Consider the following 15280-nt stretch of genomic DNA (forward strand, 5'->3'; position numbering starts at 1 on the left):
TCCCTCTCCGTCAACACGCAAGGACAACGGCATGAAACAGAAGATCGGCATGATCGGCATCGGCCTCATGGGCCACGGCATCGCCCGCAACATCGCCAGGCACGGCTACCCGCTCACCGTGCTCGAACACGCCGGCAACCAGCCGCTGGACGAGCTGAAGGCCGCTGGCGTGACCACGCAGACCAGCGCCAAGGCCGTGGCCGAGTCCTCCGAGGTGGTGATCCTGTGCGTCACCGGCACGCCCCAGGTCGAGGCCGTCCTGCTGGGCGCAGGCGGCGTGCTGGAGGGCCTCAAGCCCGGCACCGTGGTGATCGACTGCTCCACCGCCGTGCCGACCTCCACCGAGCGCGTGGCCCAGGCCGTGCAGGCGGCAGGCGGCCGCTTCCTGGACACTCCGATGACACGCACGCCCAAGGAGGCGCACGAAGGCCGGCTCAACCTGCTGGTCGGCGGAGATGCCGCGCTGTTCGCCGAATGCCGGCCCATCCTGGCCTGCTTCGCCGAGAACATCACGCACGCCGGCCCCATCGGCGCGGGCCACCGCATGAAGCTGCTGCACAACTACGTGTCGCTGGGCTTCGTGACGCTGCTGGCCGAAGCCGCAGCCTGCGCGCAACGCGCGGGCGTGGCGCCCGAGGTCTTCGTCGACGTGCTGGCCAAGGGCGGCGGCGGCGGCGCGGCGCTGGAGCGGCTCAAGCCCTTCCTGCTCGCGCAGGACAGCTCGGGCCTGCGCTTCTCGATGTCCAATGCCTTGAAGGACCTGGGCTACTACACGCAGATGGCCGAGGATGGCGGCGCCCCGCGCGAGGTGGCGCAGGGTGTGCGCCACACGCTGGAGCAGGCCGTGCAGGCCGGCAACGGCGATCGCCTGCTCCCGGAGCTCGTGGCCCTGCTGGCGACGCGCTGACGCTGCTGACGGCGCCGTCACCGGGCGTGGTGATAATGGCCGCCACGCCCGCATCTTCCATCACAGGAAACACGCTTTGAACAAGATCCTTGCCGCTGCACTGCTGGTCGCGGCCAGCACCCTGGCCCACGCCGAAACCTCGCCCGCCAAGAAGGAACTCATCGCCAAGGTGCTGCAGCTGCAGCGCCCCATCGTCGAGACCCAGGTGCGCGGGCTGGCCGAGCGGCCGGCCGTGGCGATCATGCAGTCGGTCAGCGCGGTGATCCAGCAGCGCGTGCCGCTGGAAAAGCGCGAGGCACTGGTCCGCGAGGTTCAGGCCGACGTGCGCAAGTTCGTGGAGGAAAGCACGCCGATCCTGCGCGAAGGCGCGGTGCGCCTGCTGCCCTCGACGACCGGCAGCGTGCTGGAGGCCAAGTTCTCCGAAGCCGAACTCAAGCAATTGGTCGGCGCGCTCGAGGCGCCGGCCTTCCGCAAGTACCAGCAGATCAACGAAGAGATGTTCCGGCCACTGGCCGAGAAGCTCGGCCCCGAAGTGCGCGGCGACATGGAACCCAAGCTCAAGGCACTGGAAGCCACGATCCGCAAGAAGCTGGACGCCGCCATCGGCGCGCCGGAACCGGCGCCCGCCGCCAAGCCCTGAGTGTCAAAGCGCGCAGCTGCGAAAGCCGACGAAGCGCCAATCGTCGTCGGGTAGCGCGAAGCCGCGCAGGCCACGGTCGTGCAGCCGCGCACGCGTGGCGAACGAGGCCCCGCGCAGCACCCGCGCGCGGCCCATCCAGGGTTGGCTCATCTCGGCCCAGGGCCCGGGCGTGAAGCCGGGCCAGGGCTGCAGCGTGCCGGCCATCCATTCGTGCACCATGCCCCAGTCGAAGCCGCGCCGCGCGGCGGTGTGCGCCGCGCAATCCCATTCGGCCTCCGCCGGCAGGCGCCTGCCGGCCCAGCGGCACCAGGCGTCGGCCTCCCACCAGCTCACATGCGTGGCGCTGTGTTCGGCGGCCATGCGCACCGGCCTGCCGAAGCGCTGCTGCAGCACGGCGCCGCTGGCCACGCCGATCTGCTCCACGTAGCGCGGCCCGCGCCGGCCGTCGTCCAGGGCCTGCTCGCGCTCCAGCCAGGCCCAGCCCTCGGGCTGCCAGAGTTCGGCGCGGTCGTAGCCGCCGTCGTCGACGAACTCCACGAACTGGGCCCAGCTGACGGGCTGGGCATCGATCTCGAACTCCGGGATCTGCACCGCGTGGGCCCACTGTTCGTTGTCGAGCACGAGGCCGACGGGCATGGCGCCCAGCTGCCAGCGCGTGGCCGGCACCAGCAGCGGCGCGGTCGGCCGGCGCGGTTCGCGCGCCAGCAGCGGCACCGGCACGCCCAGGCGCTGGGCCTGCACCAGGATCTCCTCGCCCCGCCGGTCCTCGTGCAGCACCGCCAGACGAAAGAAGTACAGGCCGGCGTCGCTGTCGGGCGCCTTCTCCAGCAGTTCCAGCGTGCTTTCGAGTTGCTCCAGCAGGTAGGCCCGCGTGGTGGCCGCATCGGGCCCCTGCTCGGCGCCATCGGCCCACCACAGGTCGGCCCGCGGCTCGATGGAGGCCAGCCGCAGCGGCTGCGGTGGACAGGCCGCACCCTGGTGGCGCTGTGGGTTGCGGCCGATCCAGCGCTCGGCGAACCAGCCGGCATGGCCAGCCAGCCACAGCGGATCGCCCGTGCGGCCGGCCATGCCCGCGCCATGGCGTTCGCACAGGCTGAGCAGGTGCAGCGTGTGGTTGCGCGCATCCATCAGGGCCAGCGACAAGGCCTCGCGGCCGGCGCGGCGGAAGGCGGGCGTGTCCACGGACGCGGACAGCGTGGCGGCGGAAGACGTTGGCATGGGCCATTATGGGCACGCCGCCGGCACGGGTTCCCACGCGGAAGGGCGCACCGGCGCAGCCTATAAAATCCGCGCGCCTCACGCACCCGACCCGCTGGCGCACAACGCCGGCGTGCCGGGTGCTTTCGCATCCGGGCATCCAATACCAACGAGGAAGACATGCAAGGCTTGTTAAAGCTATCGCGGGCCATCGACTGGCTCAACACCCAGGTCGGCAAGTGGGTGATCTGGTTGATCCTGGCGTCCACCGCCATCAGTGCCATCAATGCCGTGGTGCGCAAGGTGTTCAACACCAGCTCCAATGCCTACCTCGAGGTCCAGTGGTACCTGTTCGCCTGGTCCTTCCTGGTCGCCGCCGGCGTGACGCTGCTCAACCGCGAGCATGTGCGCATCGACGTGCTCAACAGCCGCCTGCCCAAGAAGGCGCAGGTCTGGATCGACATCGTCGGCTTCGCGCTGTTCCTCACGCCGCTGTGCCTGCTGGTGCTGTACTACACCGTGCCGATGACGCTGCAGCAATACCAGAGCGGCGAGATGTCCGGCAACCCCGGCGGCCTGATCCGCTGGCCCGTGTGGCTGGCGCTGCCGGTTGGCTTCACGCTGCTGATGCTGCAGGGCTGGTCCGAGCTCATCAAGCGCATCGCTTTCCTGACCGGCGACGGACCGGACCCGACCGTCAAGGCCGGCGAGAAAAGCGCTGAAGAAGAACTGGCCGAGATCCTGCGCCAACGCGAGCAGGGCGAGGCCGCCGCGGCCCCCGCAGCGGCCCGCTGAGCGCGCCGGAGACGACAACGATGGAATTCATCACCACCAACTTCGCCCCGATCATGTTCGCGGGGCTGATCTGTTTTCTGCTGCTGGGCTTTCCAGTGGCATTCAGCCTGGGCGCCTGCGGGCTGAGCTTCGGCATCATCGGCATCGAGCTCGGGGTGTTCCCGGCCTCGGTGCTGGCCTGGCTGCCGCAGCGCCTGATCGGGATCATGGCCAACGACACGCTGCTGGCCGTGCCCTTCTTCACGCTGATGGGCCTGATCCTGGAGCGCAGCGGCATGGCCGAGGACCTGCTCGACACCGTCGGCCAGGTGTTCGGCCCCATGCGCGGGGGCCTGGCGCTGGCCGTGGTCTTCGTCGGCGCACTGCTGGCGGCCACCACCGGTGTGGTGGCGGCCTCCGTGATCTCCATGGGCCTGATCTCGCTGCCCATCATGCTGCGCTATGGCTACGACCGGAAGTTCACCAGCGGCGTGATCGCAGCCTCGGGCACGTTGGCGCAGATCATCCCGCCCTCGCTGGTGCTGATCATCATGGCCGACCAGCTCGGCCGCAGCGTGGGCGACATGTACAAGGGGGCGTTCGTGCCGGCCTTCATGCTGGTGGGCTGCTATGTGCTCTACATCGCCGCGCTGGCCATCTTCAAGCCGGCCAGCGTGCCGGCCCTGCCGCCCGAGGCGCGCATCTACCGCGAGCCGAACGGCAGCGGCGGCTACCCCTCTCTGCTGGCGCTGGCGGTCATCTCCTTCCTGGTGTCGATGCTGCTGGCGCGCCACATGCCCGAGGTGCACAGCTGGTGGCTGAACAAGGAGGTCACCTCCGTCGCCACCGACGAGAAGGTCGTGGTCGCCATGTGCGGCGGTGCCATGGTGGCGCTGCTGATCGCGCTGCTGAACAAGTTCATCGGCCTCGGCCTGCTCTCGCGCCTGGCCGAGCGCGTGACCTTCGTGCTGATCCCGCCGCTGCTGCTGATCTTCCTGGTGCTGGGCACGATCTTCCTGGGCGTGGCCACGCCGACCGAGGGCGGCGCCATGGGTGCCATGGGCGCCATCGTCATGGCCTGGATGCGCGGCAGGCTCGGCCTGGCGCTGCTCAAGCAGGCGCTCGCCAGCACCACCAAGCTGGGCAGCTTCGTGATGTTCATCCTGATCGGCGCCACTGTGTTCGGCCTGGTGTTCCAGGCCGCGGACGGCCCGATCTGGGTCGAGCACCTGCTGGCCAGCCTGCCGGGTGGACAGATCGGGTTCCTGATCTTCGTGAACCTGCTGGTGTTCTTCCTGGCGTTCTTCCTGGACTACTTCGAGTTGTCCTTCATCGTCGTGCCGCTGCTCGCACCGGTGGCCAACAAGTTGGGCATCGACCTGATCTGGTTCGGCGTGCTGCTGGCCATGACCATGCAGACCTCGTTCATGCACCCGCCGTTCGGCTTCGCGCTGTTCTTCCTGCGTTCGGTGGCGCCGGACAAGCCCTATGTGGACCGCGTGACCAAGAAGGTCATGGACCCGGTCACGACCATGCAGATCTACAAGGGCGCGATTCCCTTCCTGTTCATCCAGCTGTTCATGGTGGGCGTGATGATCGCCTTCCCGAACCTGGTCACGGGCAGCCTGGACAAGGTGCAGAGCTATGACCTCAAGGCCGTCGGCGAACAGATGCGCCAAGGGCTGCAGCCCGAAAGCGGCGGCGAAGGCTACGGCGCCGATGGCGGCTACGGCGCCGACGAGAAGCCGGCAGAGCCCGAGGGCGGCGCATCCGCGCCGGCCGTGCCGGCACCCGAGGCGGCCCCTGCCGCCGCCGACGACGACCCGATGAAGGCCATGCAGGACGCGCTCAAGCAGCAAAAGCCCTGAGCTGCCTCACCATGAAAAAAGCCCCGCGGCGTGCGCCGCGGGGCTTTTTTCTTCGGGCCTGAAGATCAGATCTTCACGCCGTTCATGTACTGGTTGAACGGGAACTCGGAGAAGCGGTTCCACAGGATCTGGTCGCGCTGGAAGGCACGCATGTCCTGGTGGATCTTCTTGAACTCGGGCGACTTGGCCTCGTGCTCGGCGAACACTTCCATGCAGGACTTGAAGCCGGCATCGATCACGGCCTTGGGGAAGGCCATGAGCTTGGTGCCTTCGGCCACGAGCTTCTTGATCGCGATCGGGTTGAAGGCGTCGTACTTGGCCGTCATGTCGGTCGCGGCCACCTTGCAGGCGGCGTCCAGGATGGCCTTGTTCTCGTCGGACAGCGCGTTGTACTTCTTCACGTTGATGAAGAATTCCAGGTCGGCGCCGCCTTCCCACCAGCCGGGGTAGTAGTAGTAAGGCGCGACCTTGTTGAAGCCCAGCTTCGCATCGTCGTAAGGACCGACGAATTCGGCCGCATCCAGCGTGCCCTTTTCCAGCGCCTGGTACACGTCGCCGGCCGGCATGTTCTGCGAGACCACGCCCAGCTTGGCCATGCCTTCGCCGAACACGCCGCCGCCCATGCGCATCTTCAGGCCCTTGAGGTCGGCCGCGGTCTTGATCTCCTTGCGGTACCAGCCGCCCATTTGCGTGCCGGTGTTGCCGGCGCTGGCCGTCTTGAAGTTGTACTGCGCGAAGAAGGCGTCCAGCAGCTTGCGGCCGTTGCCGTGGTCCTTCCACGAGGTGTTCTGGCGCGTCGTCAGGCCGAAGGGCACGGCGCAGCTGAACGCGAAGATCGGGTCCTTGCCGGTGAAGTAGTAGGCCGCGCTCTGGGCCATCTCGATGTTGTCGCCCTGCAGCGCATCGACCACACCGAATGCAGGCATCAGTTCGCCGGCCGGATGCACGGAGATCTCGAACTTGCCGCCCGACAGTGCCTTGACCGTCTTGGACAGCATTTCGGCGCTGCCGAAGATGGTGTCCAGCGAGCGCGGGAAGCTCGAAGCCAGGCGCCAACGCACTGCGGCCTGGGCGTGCACAGCCGGCGCGATGCCCGTGGCCAGCACACCGGCGATGCCAGCATTCTTGATGACGGAACGACGATCCATTGAAAAGCTCTCCGAAGAATCAACAAAAGAAAAACCCGCTTCCCTTTTGGAGAAACGGGGACCAGAGGTCGGCGCCGATTGTAGAAAGCGGTTACAAGCCGCTTCTTGCGGGTTTACCCCTGAACGAGGGCTTCACGCCACGAGCTTGAGGGCCGCCTGGGCCTGCTCGACGAGAGAAGGAAAGCGCGCCTCGATCGCCTTGGCGATGCCCGGCGCATCGAGGCCTTGCAAGGCCAGCAGCTTGGCCGGGTCGCCATGCTCGATGAAGCGGTCCGGCAGGCCCAGCTGCAGCAAGGGCTTGGCCACGCCTGCAGCAGCCAGTGCCTCGGCCACGGCACTGCCGGCACCGCCCATGATGGCGCCCTCCTCCACCGTGACCAGCGCGTCGTGCTCGGCCGCGACCTGCAGCAGCAGCGCGGTGTCCAGCGGCTTGACCCAGCGCATGTTGACCACCGCGGCGTTGAGCCGCTCGGCCGCTTCCAGTGCGGGATACAGCAAGGTACCGAAGGCCAGGATGGCGATGCGCCGGCCGGCGGCCGGCCGCTGCGCCTGGCGCCGCACCTCGCCCTTGCCATAGGGCAAGGGCTGCAGGTCGGTGGCCACGCTGGCACCGACACCGGCACCGCGCGGATAGCGCACCGCCACCGGATGCTCCTGCGCGAAGGCGGTGCTGAGCAGGCCGCGGCATTCGGCTTCATCGGCCGGACAGGCGATCGCCATGTTCGGGATGCAGCGCAGGAACGGGATGTCGTAGGCCCCCGCGTGCGTGGCGCCGTCGGCGCCAACGAGGCCGGCGCGGTCCAGCGCGAACACCACGGGCAGGTTCTGCAGCGCCACGTCGTGGATCAGCTGGTCGTAGGCGCGCTGCAGGAAGGTCGAGTAGATCGCCACCACGGGCTTGAGTCCCTGCGTGGCCAGGCCCGCGGCGAAGGTAACGGCATGCTGCTCGGCGATGCCGACGTCGTAGTAGCGCTTGGGAAAGCGCTGCTCGAACTCCACCATGCCCGAACCCTCGCGCATGGCCGGCGTGATGCCGACCAGGCGCGGGTCGTGCGCGGCCATGTCGCACAGCCACTGGCCGAACACCTGCGTGAAGGTGGGCTTGCCCGGCGTGGCGGGCTTGACCAGGCCCACGCGCGGGTCGAACTTGCCGGGGCCGTGGTAGGCCACGGGATCGGCCTCGGCCAGCTTGTAGCCCTGGCCCTTCTTGGTGACCACATGCAGGAACTGCGGGCCCTTCAACTGGCGGATGTTCTCCAGCGTGGGGATCAGCGACTCGAGGTCGTGCCCATCGATCGGCCCGATGTAGTTGAAGCCGAACTGCTCGAACATGGTGCCCGGCACGACCATGCCCTTGGCATGCTGCTCCAGCCGCTTGGCCAGCTCGAACAATGGGGGCGCGGCCTTGAGCACCTGCTTGCCGACGTTCTTCGCACGTGCGTAGAAGTTGCCCGACAGCAGTTGTGCGAGGTAGCGGTTCAGCGCGCCCACCGGCGGGCTGATGCTCATGTCGTTGTCGTTCAGGATCACGAGCAGGTTGCAGTCGCACACGCCCGCGTTGTTGAGCGCTTCGAAGGCCATGCCGGCGGTCAGCGCGCCGTCGCCGATGACGGCCACAGCGTGGGTGTCTTCTCCCTTGTGCTTGGCCGCCATGGCCATGCCCAGCGCAGCGGAGATCGAGGTCGAGGAATGGGCCGTGCCGAAGGTGTCGTACGGGCTCTCGCTGCGCATCGGAAAGCCCGACAGGCCGCCCAGCTGGCGCAGCGTGGGCATGCGGTCGCGCCGGCCGGTCAGGATCTTGTGCGGATAGGTCTGGTGGCCCACATCCCAGACCAGTTGGTCGGCCGGCGTGTTGAAGACGTAGTGCAGCGCCACCGTGAGTTCCACGGTCCCGAGATTGGAGCTCAGGTGGCCGCCGGTCCTCGACACGCTGTCGAGCACGTAGGCGCGCAGCTGGTCGGCCAGGGGTTTGAGTTCGTGGCGCGGCAGCCGGCGCAGGTCGGCCGGGTCGTTGATGCGCATGAGCAGCGGGTAGGCCGCTGCGTCCGGATTCGCCATGGGGTTGTTCTCTCCGTAACGCTCAAGTCGAGCGGTTCACGACCATGTCGGCCAGGGCGCGCAGCGCGCGCGTATCGGCCAGGCCGGCGCCGGCCAGCGCCTCCAGGGCCTGGCCCAGCAGTTCCTGGGCATAGGCCTGCGAACGCGCCAGGCCCAGCACCGAGACGTAGGTGGGCTTGTCCTGCGCGGCGTCCTTGCCGGCGGTCTTGCCCAGGGTGGCGGAATCGGCCGTCACGTCCAGGATGTCGTCGACGACCTGGAACGCCAGGCCCAGCGCCGCGCCGTAGGCCGACAGGCTTTGCAGGGCCTGCGTGCTGCAGCTGCTCTCGGGGTCGCAGCACGCCGCGCCCATCATCACGCTGCCTTGCAGCAGCGCGCCGGTCTTCAGGCGGTGCATGTCGCGCAGCTGCTCTTCCGACAGCGCGCGGCCGATGCTGGCCAGGTCGATGGCCTGGCCGCCGGCCATGCCTTCGCAGCCTGCGGCGCGCGCCAGCAGGCGGCACAGCCTGGCCTGTACGCCGGCCGGGGCCGTGGCCTGCTCGGCCGTCAGCAGTTCGAAGGCCAGCGCCTGCAGGGCGTCGCCCGCCAGCAGCGCCTGGGCTTCACCGAAGCGCACGTGCACCGTGGGCTTGCCCCGGCGCAGCACATCGTTGTCCATGCACGGCATGTCGTCGTGCACGAGCGAATAGGCGTGGATCAGCTCGACCGCGCAGGCCGCGCGCAGCGCGGCGTCGTCCAGCGCGCGCGCCATGCCCTCGGGCTCGGCGCCGGCCACGGCCGCGCGCCCCGCCAGCACCAGCAAGGGGCGCAGCCGCTTGCCGCCATCGAGCACGGCATAGCGCATGGCCTCACGCAGCGCGGCGGGCGCCTCGTGGCCGTCGTCATCGGCCGTGTCGGGCGCGACCCAGGCCGACAGCGCGCTCTCCACGCGGTCCAGCGTGGCGGTGCTCCAGGTGGCGAGGTCGAACGCGGCGATGGCGGGCACGGCACTCATTCGGCGCTCCAGGGCTTGATCTGGCCTTGCTGGTCCAGCACGCGGATCTGGTCTTCCACGGCGTCGAGCCGGCCGCGGCAGAACTGCAGCAGTTCTGCGCCACGGCGGTAGCCGGTCAACAGGCCGTCCAGCGGCATCTGGCCCGATTCCATCTGGCCCACCAGCGCTTCCAGCTCCTGCAGCGCGGCCTCGTAGCTGACCGGAGCGGGTGGGGGCGAGGCGGCGGCCTTGGGCATGGGCGATCTGGAGCGAGTTGGGGCGAAGGGCGGGATTTTAGGCGCTGCGCCGCCACGCATTCCTTACAGGGCGAACTGACATCGGTCGGGGCTACAATCGCGCCTCTTTTTCCCTAGCAAGCGGCAACGCTTCGAAAGGAGCCTCGGCGGCTCAGCCGATCCACCCCTCCCGCGCGAATCTCCACTGGTGCCTTGGTGCCGTCGGAACAGGCGCCTACCCTGCCCCTTCATAGGGGGAGTCTCTAGGTCAGGACATGCATGTCTGATTTAAGTCTTCAACTTCAGCAGGCCGAAAGCCAACTCCCCGTTTCCAGCTATTTCGACGAAGCGCTGTTTCAGCGCGAGTTGGAGACGATCTTCCAGCGCGGGCCCCGCTACGTGGGGCATGAACTCCTGGTGCCGCAGGTCGGCGATTACCACGTGCTGCCGCAGGAGCGCGAGGGCCGTGCGCTGGTGCGCACGCCGCATGGCGTGGACCTCGTGTCCAACGTCTGCCGGCACCGTCAGGCCGTGATCCTCAAGGGCCGCGGCTCCCTGGCCCACACCCAGAGCGGCAGCGCGGGCGGCAACATCGTCTGCCCGCTGCACCGCTGGACCTACAGCGGCGGCCGCGGCGACAAGGCCGGCACGCTGCTGGGCGCGCCGCATTTCGCCGAGGACCCATGCCTCAACCTGGCGAACTACCCGCTGCAGAACTGGAACGGCCTGCTGTTCGAAGGTGCCGAGCCCGGCCGCGTGGAGCGCGAACTGGCCGGCCTGGGGCCGCGTGCGGACCTGAGCTTCGACGGCTACGTGTTCGACCGCGTCGAGCTGCACACGTGCGACTACAACTGGAAGACCTTCATCGAGGTCTACCTGGAGGACTACCACGTCGGCCCGTTCCATCCGGGGCTGGGCAATTTCGTCAGCTGCGACGACCTGCGCTGGGAGTTTGGCGAGCACCACTCGGTGCAGACCGTGGGAATTGCCGGCCGCCTGGGCAAGGCCGGCAGCCCGGCCTACCAGCGCTGGCAGAAGGCCTTGATGGACTACCGCGAGGGCCAGGCCCCGCGCTACGGCGCGATCTGGCTGACCTACTACCCCACCGTGATGGTGGAGTGGTATCCGCACGTGCTGACGGTGTCCACGCTGTACCCGGTGTCGCCGCAGAAAACGCTCAACACGGTGGAGTTCTACTACCCCGAGGAGATCGCGGCCTTCGAGCGCGAGTTCGTCGATGCCCAGCAGGCCGCCTACATGGAGACCTGCGTGGAGGACGACGAGATCGCGCTGCGCATGGACGCCGGCCGCAAGGCGCTGATGGAACGCGGCGACGACGAGGCTGGCCCCTACCAGAGCCCGATGGAGGACGGCATGCAGCACTTCCACGAGTGGTACCGGCGCCAGCTGCAGGGCGTGCCGCTGGCGCGGCCTTTCCAGACGCGGGAGCGCTGAGGCTTTCCGCCTTCCGTCCGGCAGGGGGCCTTGGGCCCCCTTTTTTCTTTTCAACCCACAACAACAAGCAAGAGCGGTCATGCAAGGTCTCTGGATGGTGGCGTCGGCGTTCCTGTTCGCCGCCATGGGCGTGTGCGTCAAGTTCGCCTCGGCCTCCTTCAACAGCGCCGAACTGGTGTTCTGGCGCGGCATCGTCGGCGTGGTCTTCATCGGCGTGCTGGCCCGGCGCCAGGGCGTCTCGCTGGCCACGCGCTATCCGGGCATGCATGTCTGGCGCAGCGTCATCGGCACCTTCTCGCTGGGCTGCTGGTTCTATGCCATCGCCCACATCCCGCTGTCCGCGGCGATGACGCTCAACTACATGAGCAGCATCTGGATCGCCACCTTCCTGGTCGGCGGCGCGCTGCTGGCCTGGGTGCCGATCCCGGGCCGCGACGGCCGCGTGCCGCTGCCGCCGCTGCAGGGCGTGTTGGCACTGACCGTGCTGGTCGGCTTCGTGGGTGTGGTGATGATCCTCAAGCCCGACGTGAACCCCGGCCAGGGCTTTGCCAGCATGGTGGGGCTGATCTCCGGCCTCACCGCGGCCTTCGCCTACCTGCAGGTGATCGCCTTGTCCCGCATCGGCGAGCCGGAGACCCGGACGGTGTTCTATTTCGCACTGGGCGCCGCCGTGATGGGCGGGCTCTGGATGCTGTTCACGGGCCTGTCGCCCTGGAACTGGCTGCATGCGCTGTGGCTGCTGCCGATCGGCGTGCTGGCCGCCCTGGGCCAGCTGTGCATGACGCGCGCCTATGCCCAGGCCAAGACCCAGGCCGGCACGCTGGTGGTGGCCAACCTGCAGTACTCGGGCATCGTCTTCGCGTCCATCTTCAGCGTGCTGCTGTTCGACGATGTGATCGACATGACGGGCGTCGTGGGCATGGGCCTGGTCATTGCCAGCGGCGTGGTCGCCACGGTGCTGCGCCAGCGCGCCGTGCCCAAGGCGCCCGCAGAGGAGCATTGAGGGGCCCGGCACGCCACAATGGGGCGTTCACCACGAAGCCGAGTGCCCATGTACACCACCTTGATCACGCCGGAGCAGCTGCGCACCCTGCGCGCCAGCGGCCAGCCGCAAATGCTGTTCGACTGCAGCTTCGAACTCATGAAGCCGCAGGCCGGCGACGCCCAGTACCTCGAAGCCCACATCCCCGGTGCCGTGCGCGCCGATCTCGACCGGCACCTGAGCGCCATGCACGGCGCCCCGGGCAGGCACGGCGTCGTCACCGCGCAAGCGGCCGACGCGCCGGCATCGGGCGGCCGCCATCCCCTGCCCAACCGCGAGAAGTTCGCGATCTGGCTGTCCAGCATCGGCTTCGCCAACGACATGCAGGCCGTGGTCTACGACCGCCAGGGCGCCAACTACTGCGGCCGGCTGTGGTGGATGCTCAAGTGGGCCGGCCACGAGGCCGTGGCCGTGCTCGACGGCGGCCTGCAGGCCTGGCAGGCGAGCGGCGGCGAGGTGGCGGCCGGCGAGGAACCCGGCCATTTCCGCAGCAACTTCGAACTGCGCGCGCCGCTGGCACACCTCGTCGATGCCGACGCAGTGCTCGCGCGGCTGGACAGCCCCGCGCAAACCGTTCTCGATGCGCGCGCAGGCCCCCGCTTTCGTGGCGAGACCGAGCCGCTCGACCCGGTGGCGGGCCATATCCCGGGCGCGCTGAACCGCCCTTTCGCACAGAACCTGGGCGCGGACGGGCGCTTCAAGCCCGCGGAACAACTGCGCGCCGAGTTCGACGCCCTGCTGGCCGGCCGCGATCCCGCCAGTGTGGTGCACCAGTGCGGCAGCGGCGTCAGCGCCGTGCCAAACCTGCTGGCCATGCAGGTGGCGGGCTACCCCGCCACCGCTCTCTACGCCGGCAGCTGGAGCGATTGGTGCAGCGACCGGAGCCGGCCGATCGCCACGGGCAGCTGAGCGCTGCGGTCAGGCCTCCTCAGGCCTTGCGCGCGCGTTCGGCATCGCGCAGGCGCTTGATCTCGTCGTGGTTGCGCTGGGCACCGGCCATCTGCTGCTGCACCAGCGTGCGCACATCGGCGGGCAGCGGTTGCTCCAGTGCCTTGCGGTAGCGGGCCAGCGCCGCGTCCTCGCCGCGCTCGCATTCCTCCAGCATGTCCAGGTCGCTCAACGCACCCACGCTGCCACGTGCGCTGACCCAGCCCCGGTGCAGTGCGCCCGTGGCGCTGCCCCGGTCGTTGGCCTCCCCACCCAGCTGGCCGATCGCAGCGACGAGTTCCTCGGCGCCGCGGGCGCAGGTCTGCGCGCGGTCCCGCAGCAACGTGGCCAGGCTGGCGGTGCGCGTGTGCTCGGCCGCCTCCTTGAAGCCCTTCTCGCCGTCGCGGCAGGTCTTGAGCAGATCGTCCAGCGCTTCCAGCACATCGTCGCGGTCGTCGTCTGCCAAGACGGAGCTCGGCGCCTGCACGCGGTCCCAGGCGGCGCGCGTGGCAGGCCGGGCCTGCTGCCAGTCCAGCGACGATCCGCCGCGCTTGCTTTCCCAGTCGCGCGCCAGTGCCGGCTCGGCCTCCTCGAACGGTCCCGGATAGGTCATGGTCGCGCCCCAGCCGTAGGCATAGGCCGGGCCGTAATCGTCGAAGCTGCGGCCGGCTTCGTAGTAGGGCTCGCGCGTGTAGCTCTCGCGCCAGTAGGCTTCCTCGACCGTGGGGTTGATGCGCTCGGCCGTGGCCTTGCCCGCCAGGCCGCCGACGAGTGCGCCGGCCACCAGGCCGACGGCAGCGCCGATCGGGCCGCCGACGGCGCCGATGGCCGCGCCGGCCACGCCACCGCCGGTGGCGCCGACGCCCGTGCCGACGGGGTGCGCCCCGGGCGCTTCGGTGATGGGGTCCAGGTTGCGTTGGTCGCGCGGATCGTGTTTGTCGGCTGCTGCCATGGTGGTGCTCCTTCGTTCAGGTTGAACAGGTCCCGTGCTGGGACATGTCCCTCATCGTCGGAGCACCGCAGCAGACGCAGCGTCGTCCAGGCCCGGCGCCGCCCGTAGGCGCAGACCGCAGACGCCCAGGATCAGGCGACGCCCTTGGCCTGGAACCAGGCCAGGGCACGCTTCCAGCCGTCCTCTGCCGGGCCCTGGCGGAAGCTGGGACGGTAGTCCGCATGGAAGGCGTGCGGCGCATCGGGATAGACCACGAACTCCGAAGCCTTGGCAGCGGCACTGCCCTGCGCCAGGGCAGCCTTCATCTTCTCCACCGTGTCCAGCGGGATGCCGGTGTCGGCCGCGCCATACAGGCCCAGCACCGGCCCGTGCAACTGGCCCGCCACGTCGACCGGGTGGCGCGGCGTGGTTTCGCTGGCATTGCCGACCAGCCGGCCGTACCAGGCGACACCCGCCTTCACGTTGGGGCTGTGCGCGCTGTACAGCCACGTGATGCGGCCGCCCCAGCAAAACCCGGTGATGCCGACCTTGGAGACGTCGCCCCCGTTGGCACCGGCCCACTTCACGGCACCGTCCAGGTCGGCCATGACCTGCGCGTCCGGCACCTTGGACACCAGCTCGGCCTGCAGTTTGGCGATCTCGCCATACTGGCTCGAATCGCCCTGGCGCGCGTACAGCTCGGGGGCGATGGCCAGGTAGCCGGCCTTGGCGAAGCGGCGCGCGGTGTCGGCGATGTACTCGTGCACTCCGAAGATCTCCTGGATCACGAGCACCACGGGCAGGCCGGTCTTGCCGGCCGGCGCGGCGCGGTAGGCCGGCACCTTGAAGCCATTGACCTCGAAGCCGATCTCGCCGACAGTGAGCCCTTCGGACGAGGTCTTGATCGCCGTCTGGGCCATGATGGGCAGTGCCGAGGCCGCGTACCCCACGCCCAGCGCCGCCTTCAAGGCGGTGCGGCGCGAGGCGCCCTGCTCGGTGGTGCTGCCCGGCAGCAAGGAATCGAAATCGGACTGGATATCTTCACGCAGCATGCTGGCTCCTGGGTGGACGGGAGGTTGACTGAGCCGCGCCGGTGCCGACAGTTCCGTACCGGGCGGACGCGC

The 15280-nt window shown here is 68.9% G+C and carries 14 protein-coding genes; 7 read left to right on the top strand and 7 right to left on the bottom strand.

The window, feature by feature from the left end; genetic code table 11:
- The first annotated feature begins 31 nt into the window (after positions 1-31).
- Positions 32-907 carry an NAD(P)-dependent oxidoreductase gene (locus DES41_RS14465; RefSeq protein WP_114468330.1) on the top strand — a complete coding sequence of 292 codons (876 nt, stop codon included), beginning with the start codon at positions 32-34 and terminating at the stop codon, positions 905-907.
- A 76-nt stretch (positions 908-983) separates the two neighbouring features.
- Positions 984-1547: a hypothetical protein gene (locus tag DES41_RS14470; protein ID WP_114468331.1), complete on the top strand. Its 564-nt coding sequence runs from the start codon at positions 984-986 to the stop codon at positions 1545-1547.
- Between the two features lie 3 nt (positions 1548-1550).
- Here DES41_RS14470 and DES41_RS14475 read toward each other — a convergent pair whose 3' ends face one another.
- Positions 1551-2765, bottom strand: a complete 1215-nt coding sequence (locus tag DES41_RS14475; protein WP_114468332.1) for an SUMF1/EgtB/PvdO family nonheme iron enzyme — start codon at positions 2763-2765, stop codon at positions 1551-1553.
- Between the two features lie 159 nt (positions 2766-2924).
- On the opposite strand from DES41_RS14475, the gene DES41_RS14480 reads away from it, so the two are divergent.
- Both DES41_RS14480 and DES41_RS14485 read left to right on the top strand, forming a co-directional pair.
- Positions 2925-3539, top strand: coding sequence for a TRAP transporter small permease subunit (locus DES41_RS14480; RefSeq protein ID WP_114468333.1), 615 nt, complete (start codon positions 2925-2927; stop codon positions 3537-3539).
- Positions 3540-3559: 20 nt separating this feature from the next.
- On the top strand, positions 3560-5386 hold the full coding sequence (locus tag DES41_RS14485) for a TRAP transporter large permease (protein WP_114468334.1): 1827 nt from the start codon (positions 3560-3562) through the stop codon (positions 5384-5386).
- 65 nt (positions 5387-5451) lie between these two features.
- On the opposite strand, the gene DES41_RS14490 is transcribed toward DES41_RS14485, so the two are convergent.
- The 4 genes from DES41_RS14490 to xseB form a co-directional block, all read right to left on the bottom strand.
- Positions 5452-6534, bottom strand: a complete 1083-nt coding sequence (locus DES41_RS14490) for a TRAP transporter substrate-binding protein (protein WP_114468335.1) — start codon at positions 6532-6534, stop codon at positions 5452-5454.
- Positions 6535-6666: 132 nt separating this feature from the next.
- Positions 6667-8592, bottom strand: coding sequence for a 1-deoxy-D-xylulose-5-phosphate synthase (dxs, locus tag DES41_RS14495; RefSeq protein WP_114468336.1), 1926 nt, complete (start codon positions 8590-8592; stop codon positions 6667-6669).
- Between the two features lie 22 nt (positions 8593-8614).
- Entirely contained in the window at positions 8615-9586 is a 972-nt protein-coding gene (locus DES41_RS14500; RefSeq protein ID WP_114468337.1) for a polyprenyl synthetase family protein, read from the bottom strand.
- Positions 9583-9822 carry an exodeoxyribonuclease VII small subunit gene (xseB, locus tag DES41_RS14505; protein ID WP_114468338.1) on the bottom strand — a complete coding sequence of 80 codons (240 nt, stop codon included), beginning with the start codon at positions 9820-9822 and terminating at the stop codon, positions 9583-9585. Before xseB ends, DES41_RS14500 begins: the two co-directional genes overlap by 4 nt.
- Before the next feature lie 258 nt (positions 9823-10080).
- Between xseB and DES41_RS14510 the strand changes: the two genes are divergently transcribed.
- The 3 genes from DES41_RS14510 to DES41_RS14520 all read left to right on the top strand — a co-directional run bounded on the left by DES41_RS14510 (position 10081) and on the right by DES41_RS14520 (position 13207).
- Positions 10081-11256 (top strand): aromatic ring-hydroxylating oxygenase subunit alpha, encoded by a 1176-nt coding sequence (locus DES41_RS14510; protein ID WP_114468339.1) that lies wholly within the window; start codon positions 10081-10083, stop codon positions 11254-11256.
- Positions 11257-11335: 79 nt separating this feature from the next.
- On the top strand, positions 11336-12259 hold the full coding sequence (locus DES41_RS14515; protein ID WP_211332977.1) for a DMT family transporter: 924 nt from the start codon (positions 11336-11338) through the stop codon (positions 12257-12259).
- Positions 12260-12307: 48 nt separating this feature from the next.
- Complete coding sequence (locus DES41_RS14520) at positions 12308-13207, top strand: sulfurtransferase (RefSeq protein WP_425466364.1); 900 nt, start codon at positions 12308-12310, stop codon at positions 13205-13207.
- Between the two features lie 19 nt (positions 13208-13226).
- Here the strand turns inward: DES41_RS14520 and DES41_RS14525 are convergent, their stop codons facing one another.
- Positions 13227-14177, bottom strand: coding sequence for a ferritin-like domain-containing protein (locus tag DES41_RS14525; protein ID WP_114468342.1), 951 nt, complete (start codon positions 14175-14177; stop codon positions 13227-13229).
- A 131-nt stretch (positions 14178-14308) separates the two neighbouring features.
- Positions 14309-15208 (bottom strand): dienelactone hydrolase family protein, encoded by a 900-nt coding sequence (locus DES41_RS14530; RefSeq protein WP_114468343.1) that lies wholly within the window; start codon positions 15206-15208, stop codon positions 14309-14311.
- Positions 15209-15280: the final 72 nt, after the last annotated feature.

It is taken from the genome of Pseudorhodoferax soli (assembly GCF_003337555.1).
Lineage (GTDB): Bacteria > Pseudomonadota > Gammaproteobacteria > Burkholderiales > Burkholderiaceae_C > Pseudorhodoferax > Pseudorhodoferax soli.

Excerpts from the sequence above, each read along its gene's own strand:
- DES41_RS14480 (WP_114468333.1), top strand. The coding sequence starts at position 2,925 with ATGCAAGGCTTGTTAAAGCTATCGCGGGCCATCGACTGGCTCAACACC.
- DES41_RS14465 (WP_114468330.1), top strand. The coding sequence starts at position 32 with ATGAAACAGAAGATCGGCATGATCGGCATCGGCCTCATGGGCCACGGC.
- DES41_RS14475 (WP_114468332.1), bottom strand. The coding sequence starts at position 2,765 with ATGCCAACGTCTTCCGCCGCCACGCTGTCCGCGTCCGTGGACACGCCC.
- DES41_RS14485 (WP_114468334.1), top strand. The coding sequence starts at position 3,560 with ATGGAATTCATCACCACCAACTTCGCCCCGATCATGTTCGCGGGGCTG.
- DES41_RS14530 (WP_114468343.1), bottom strand. The coding sequence starts at position 15,208 with ATGCTGCGTGAAGATATCCAGTCCGATTTCGATTCCTTGCTGCCGGGC.
- DES41_RS14490 (WP_114468335.1), bottom strand. The coding sequence starts at position 6,534 with ATGGATCGTCGTTCCGTCATCAAGAATGCTGGCATCGCCGGTGTGCTG.
- DES41_RS14525 (WP_114468342.1), bottom strand. The coding sequence starts at position 14,177 with ATGGCAGCAGCCGACAAACACGATCCGCGCGACCAACGCAACCTGGAC.
- DES41_RS14515 (WP_211332977.1), top strand. The coding sequence starts at position 11,336 with ATGCAAGGTCTCTGGATGGTGGCGTCGGCGTTCCTGTTCGCCGCCATG.
- DES41_RS14510 (WP_114468339.1), top strand. The coding sequence starts at position 10,081 with ATGTCTGATTTAAGTCTTCAACTTCAGCAGGCCGAAAGCCAACTCCCC.
- dxs (WP_114468336.1), bottom strand. The coding sequence starts at position 8,592 with ATGGCGAATCCGGACGCAGCGGCCTACCCGCTGCTCATGCGCATCAAC.
- DES41_RS14520 (WP_425466364.1), top strand. The coding sequence starts at position 12,308 with ATGTACACCACCTTGATCACGCCGGAGCAGCTGCGCACCCTGCGCGCC.
- xseB (WP_114468338.1), bottom strand. The coding sequence starts at position 9,822 with ATGCCCAAGGCCGCCGCCTCGCCCCCACCCGCTCCGGTCAGCTACGAG.
- DES41_RS14500 (WP_114468337.1), bottom strand. The coding sequence starts at position 9,586 with ATGAGTGCCGTGCCCGCCATCGCCGCGTTCGACCTCGCCACCTGGAGC.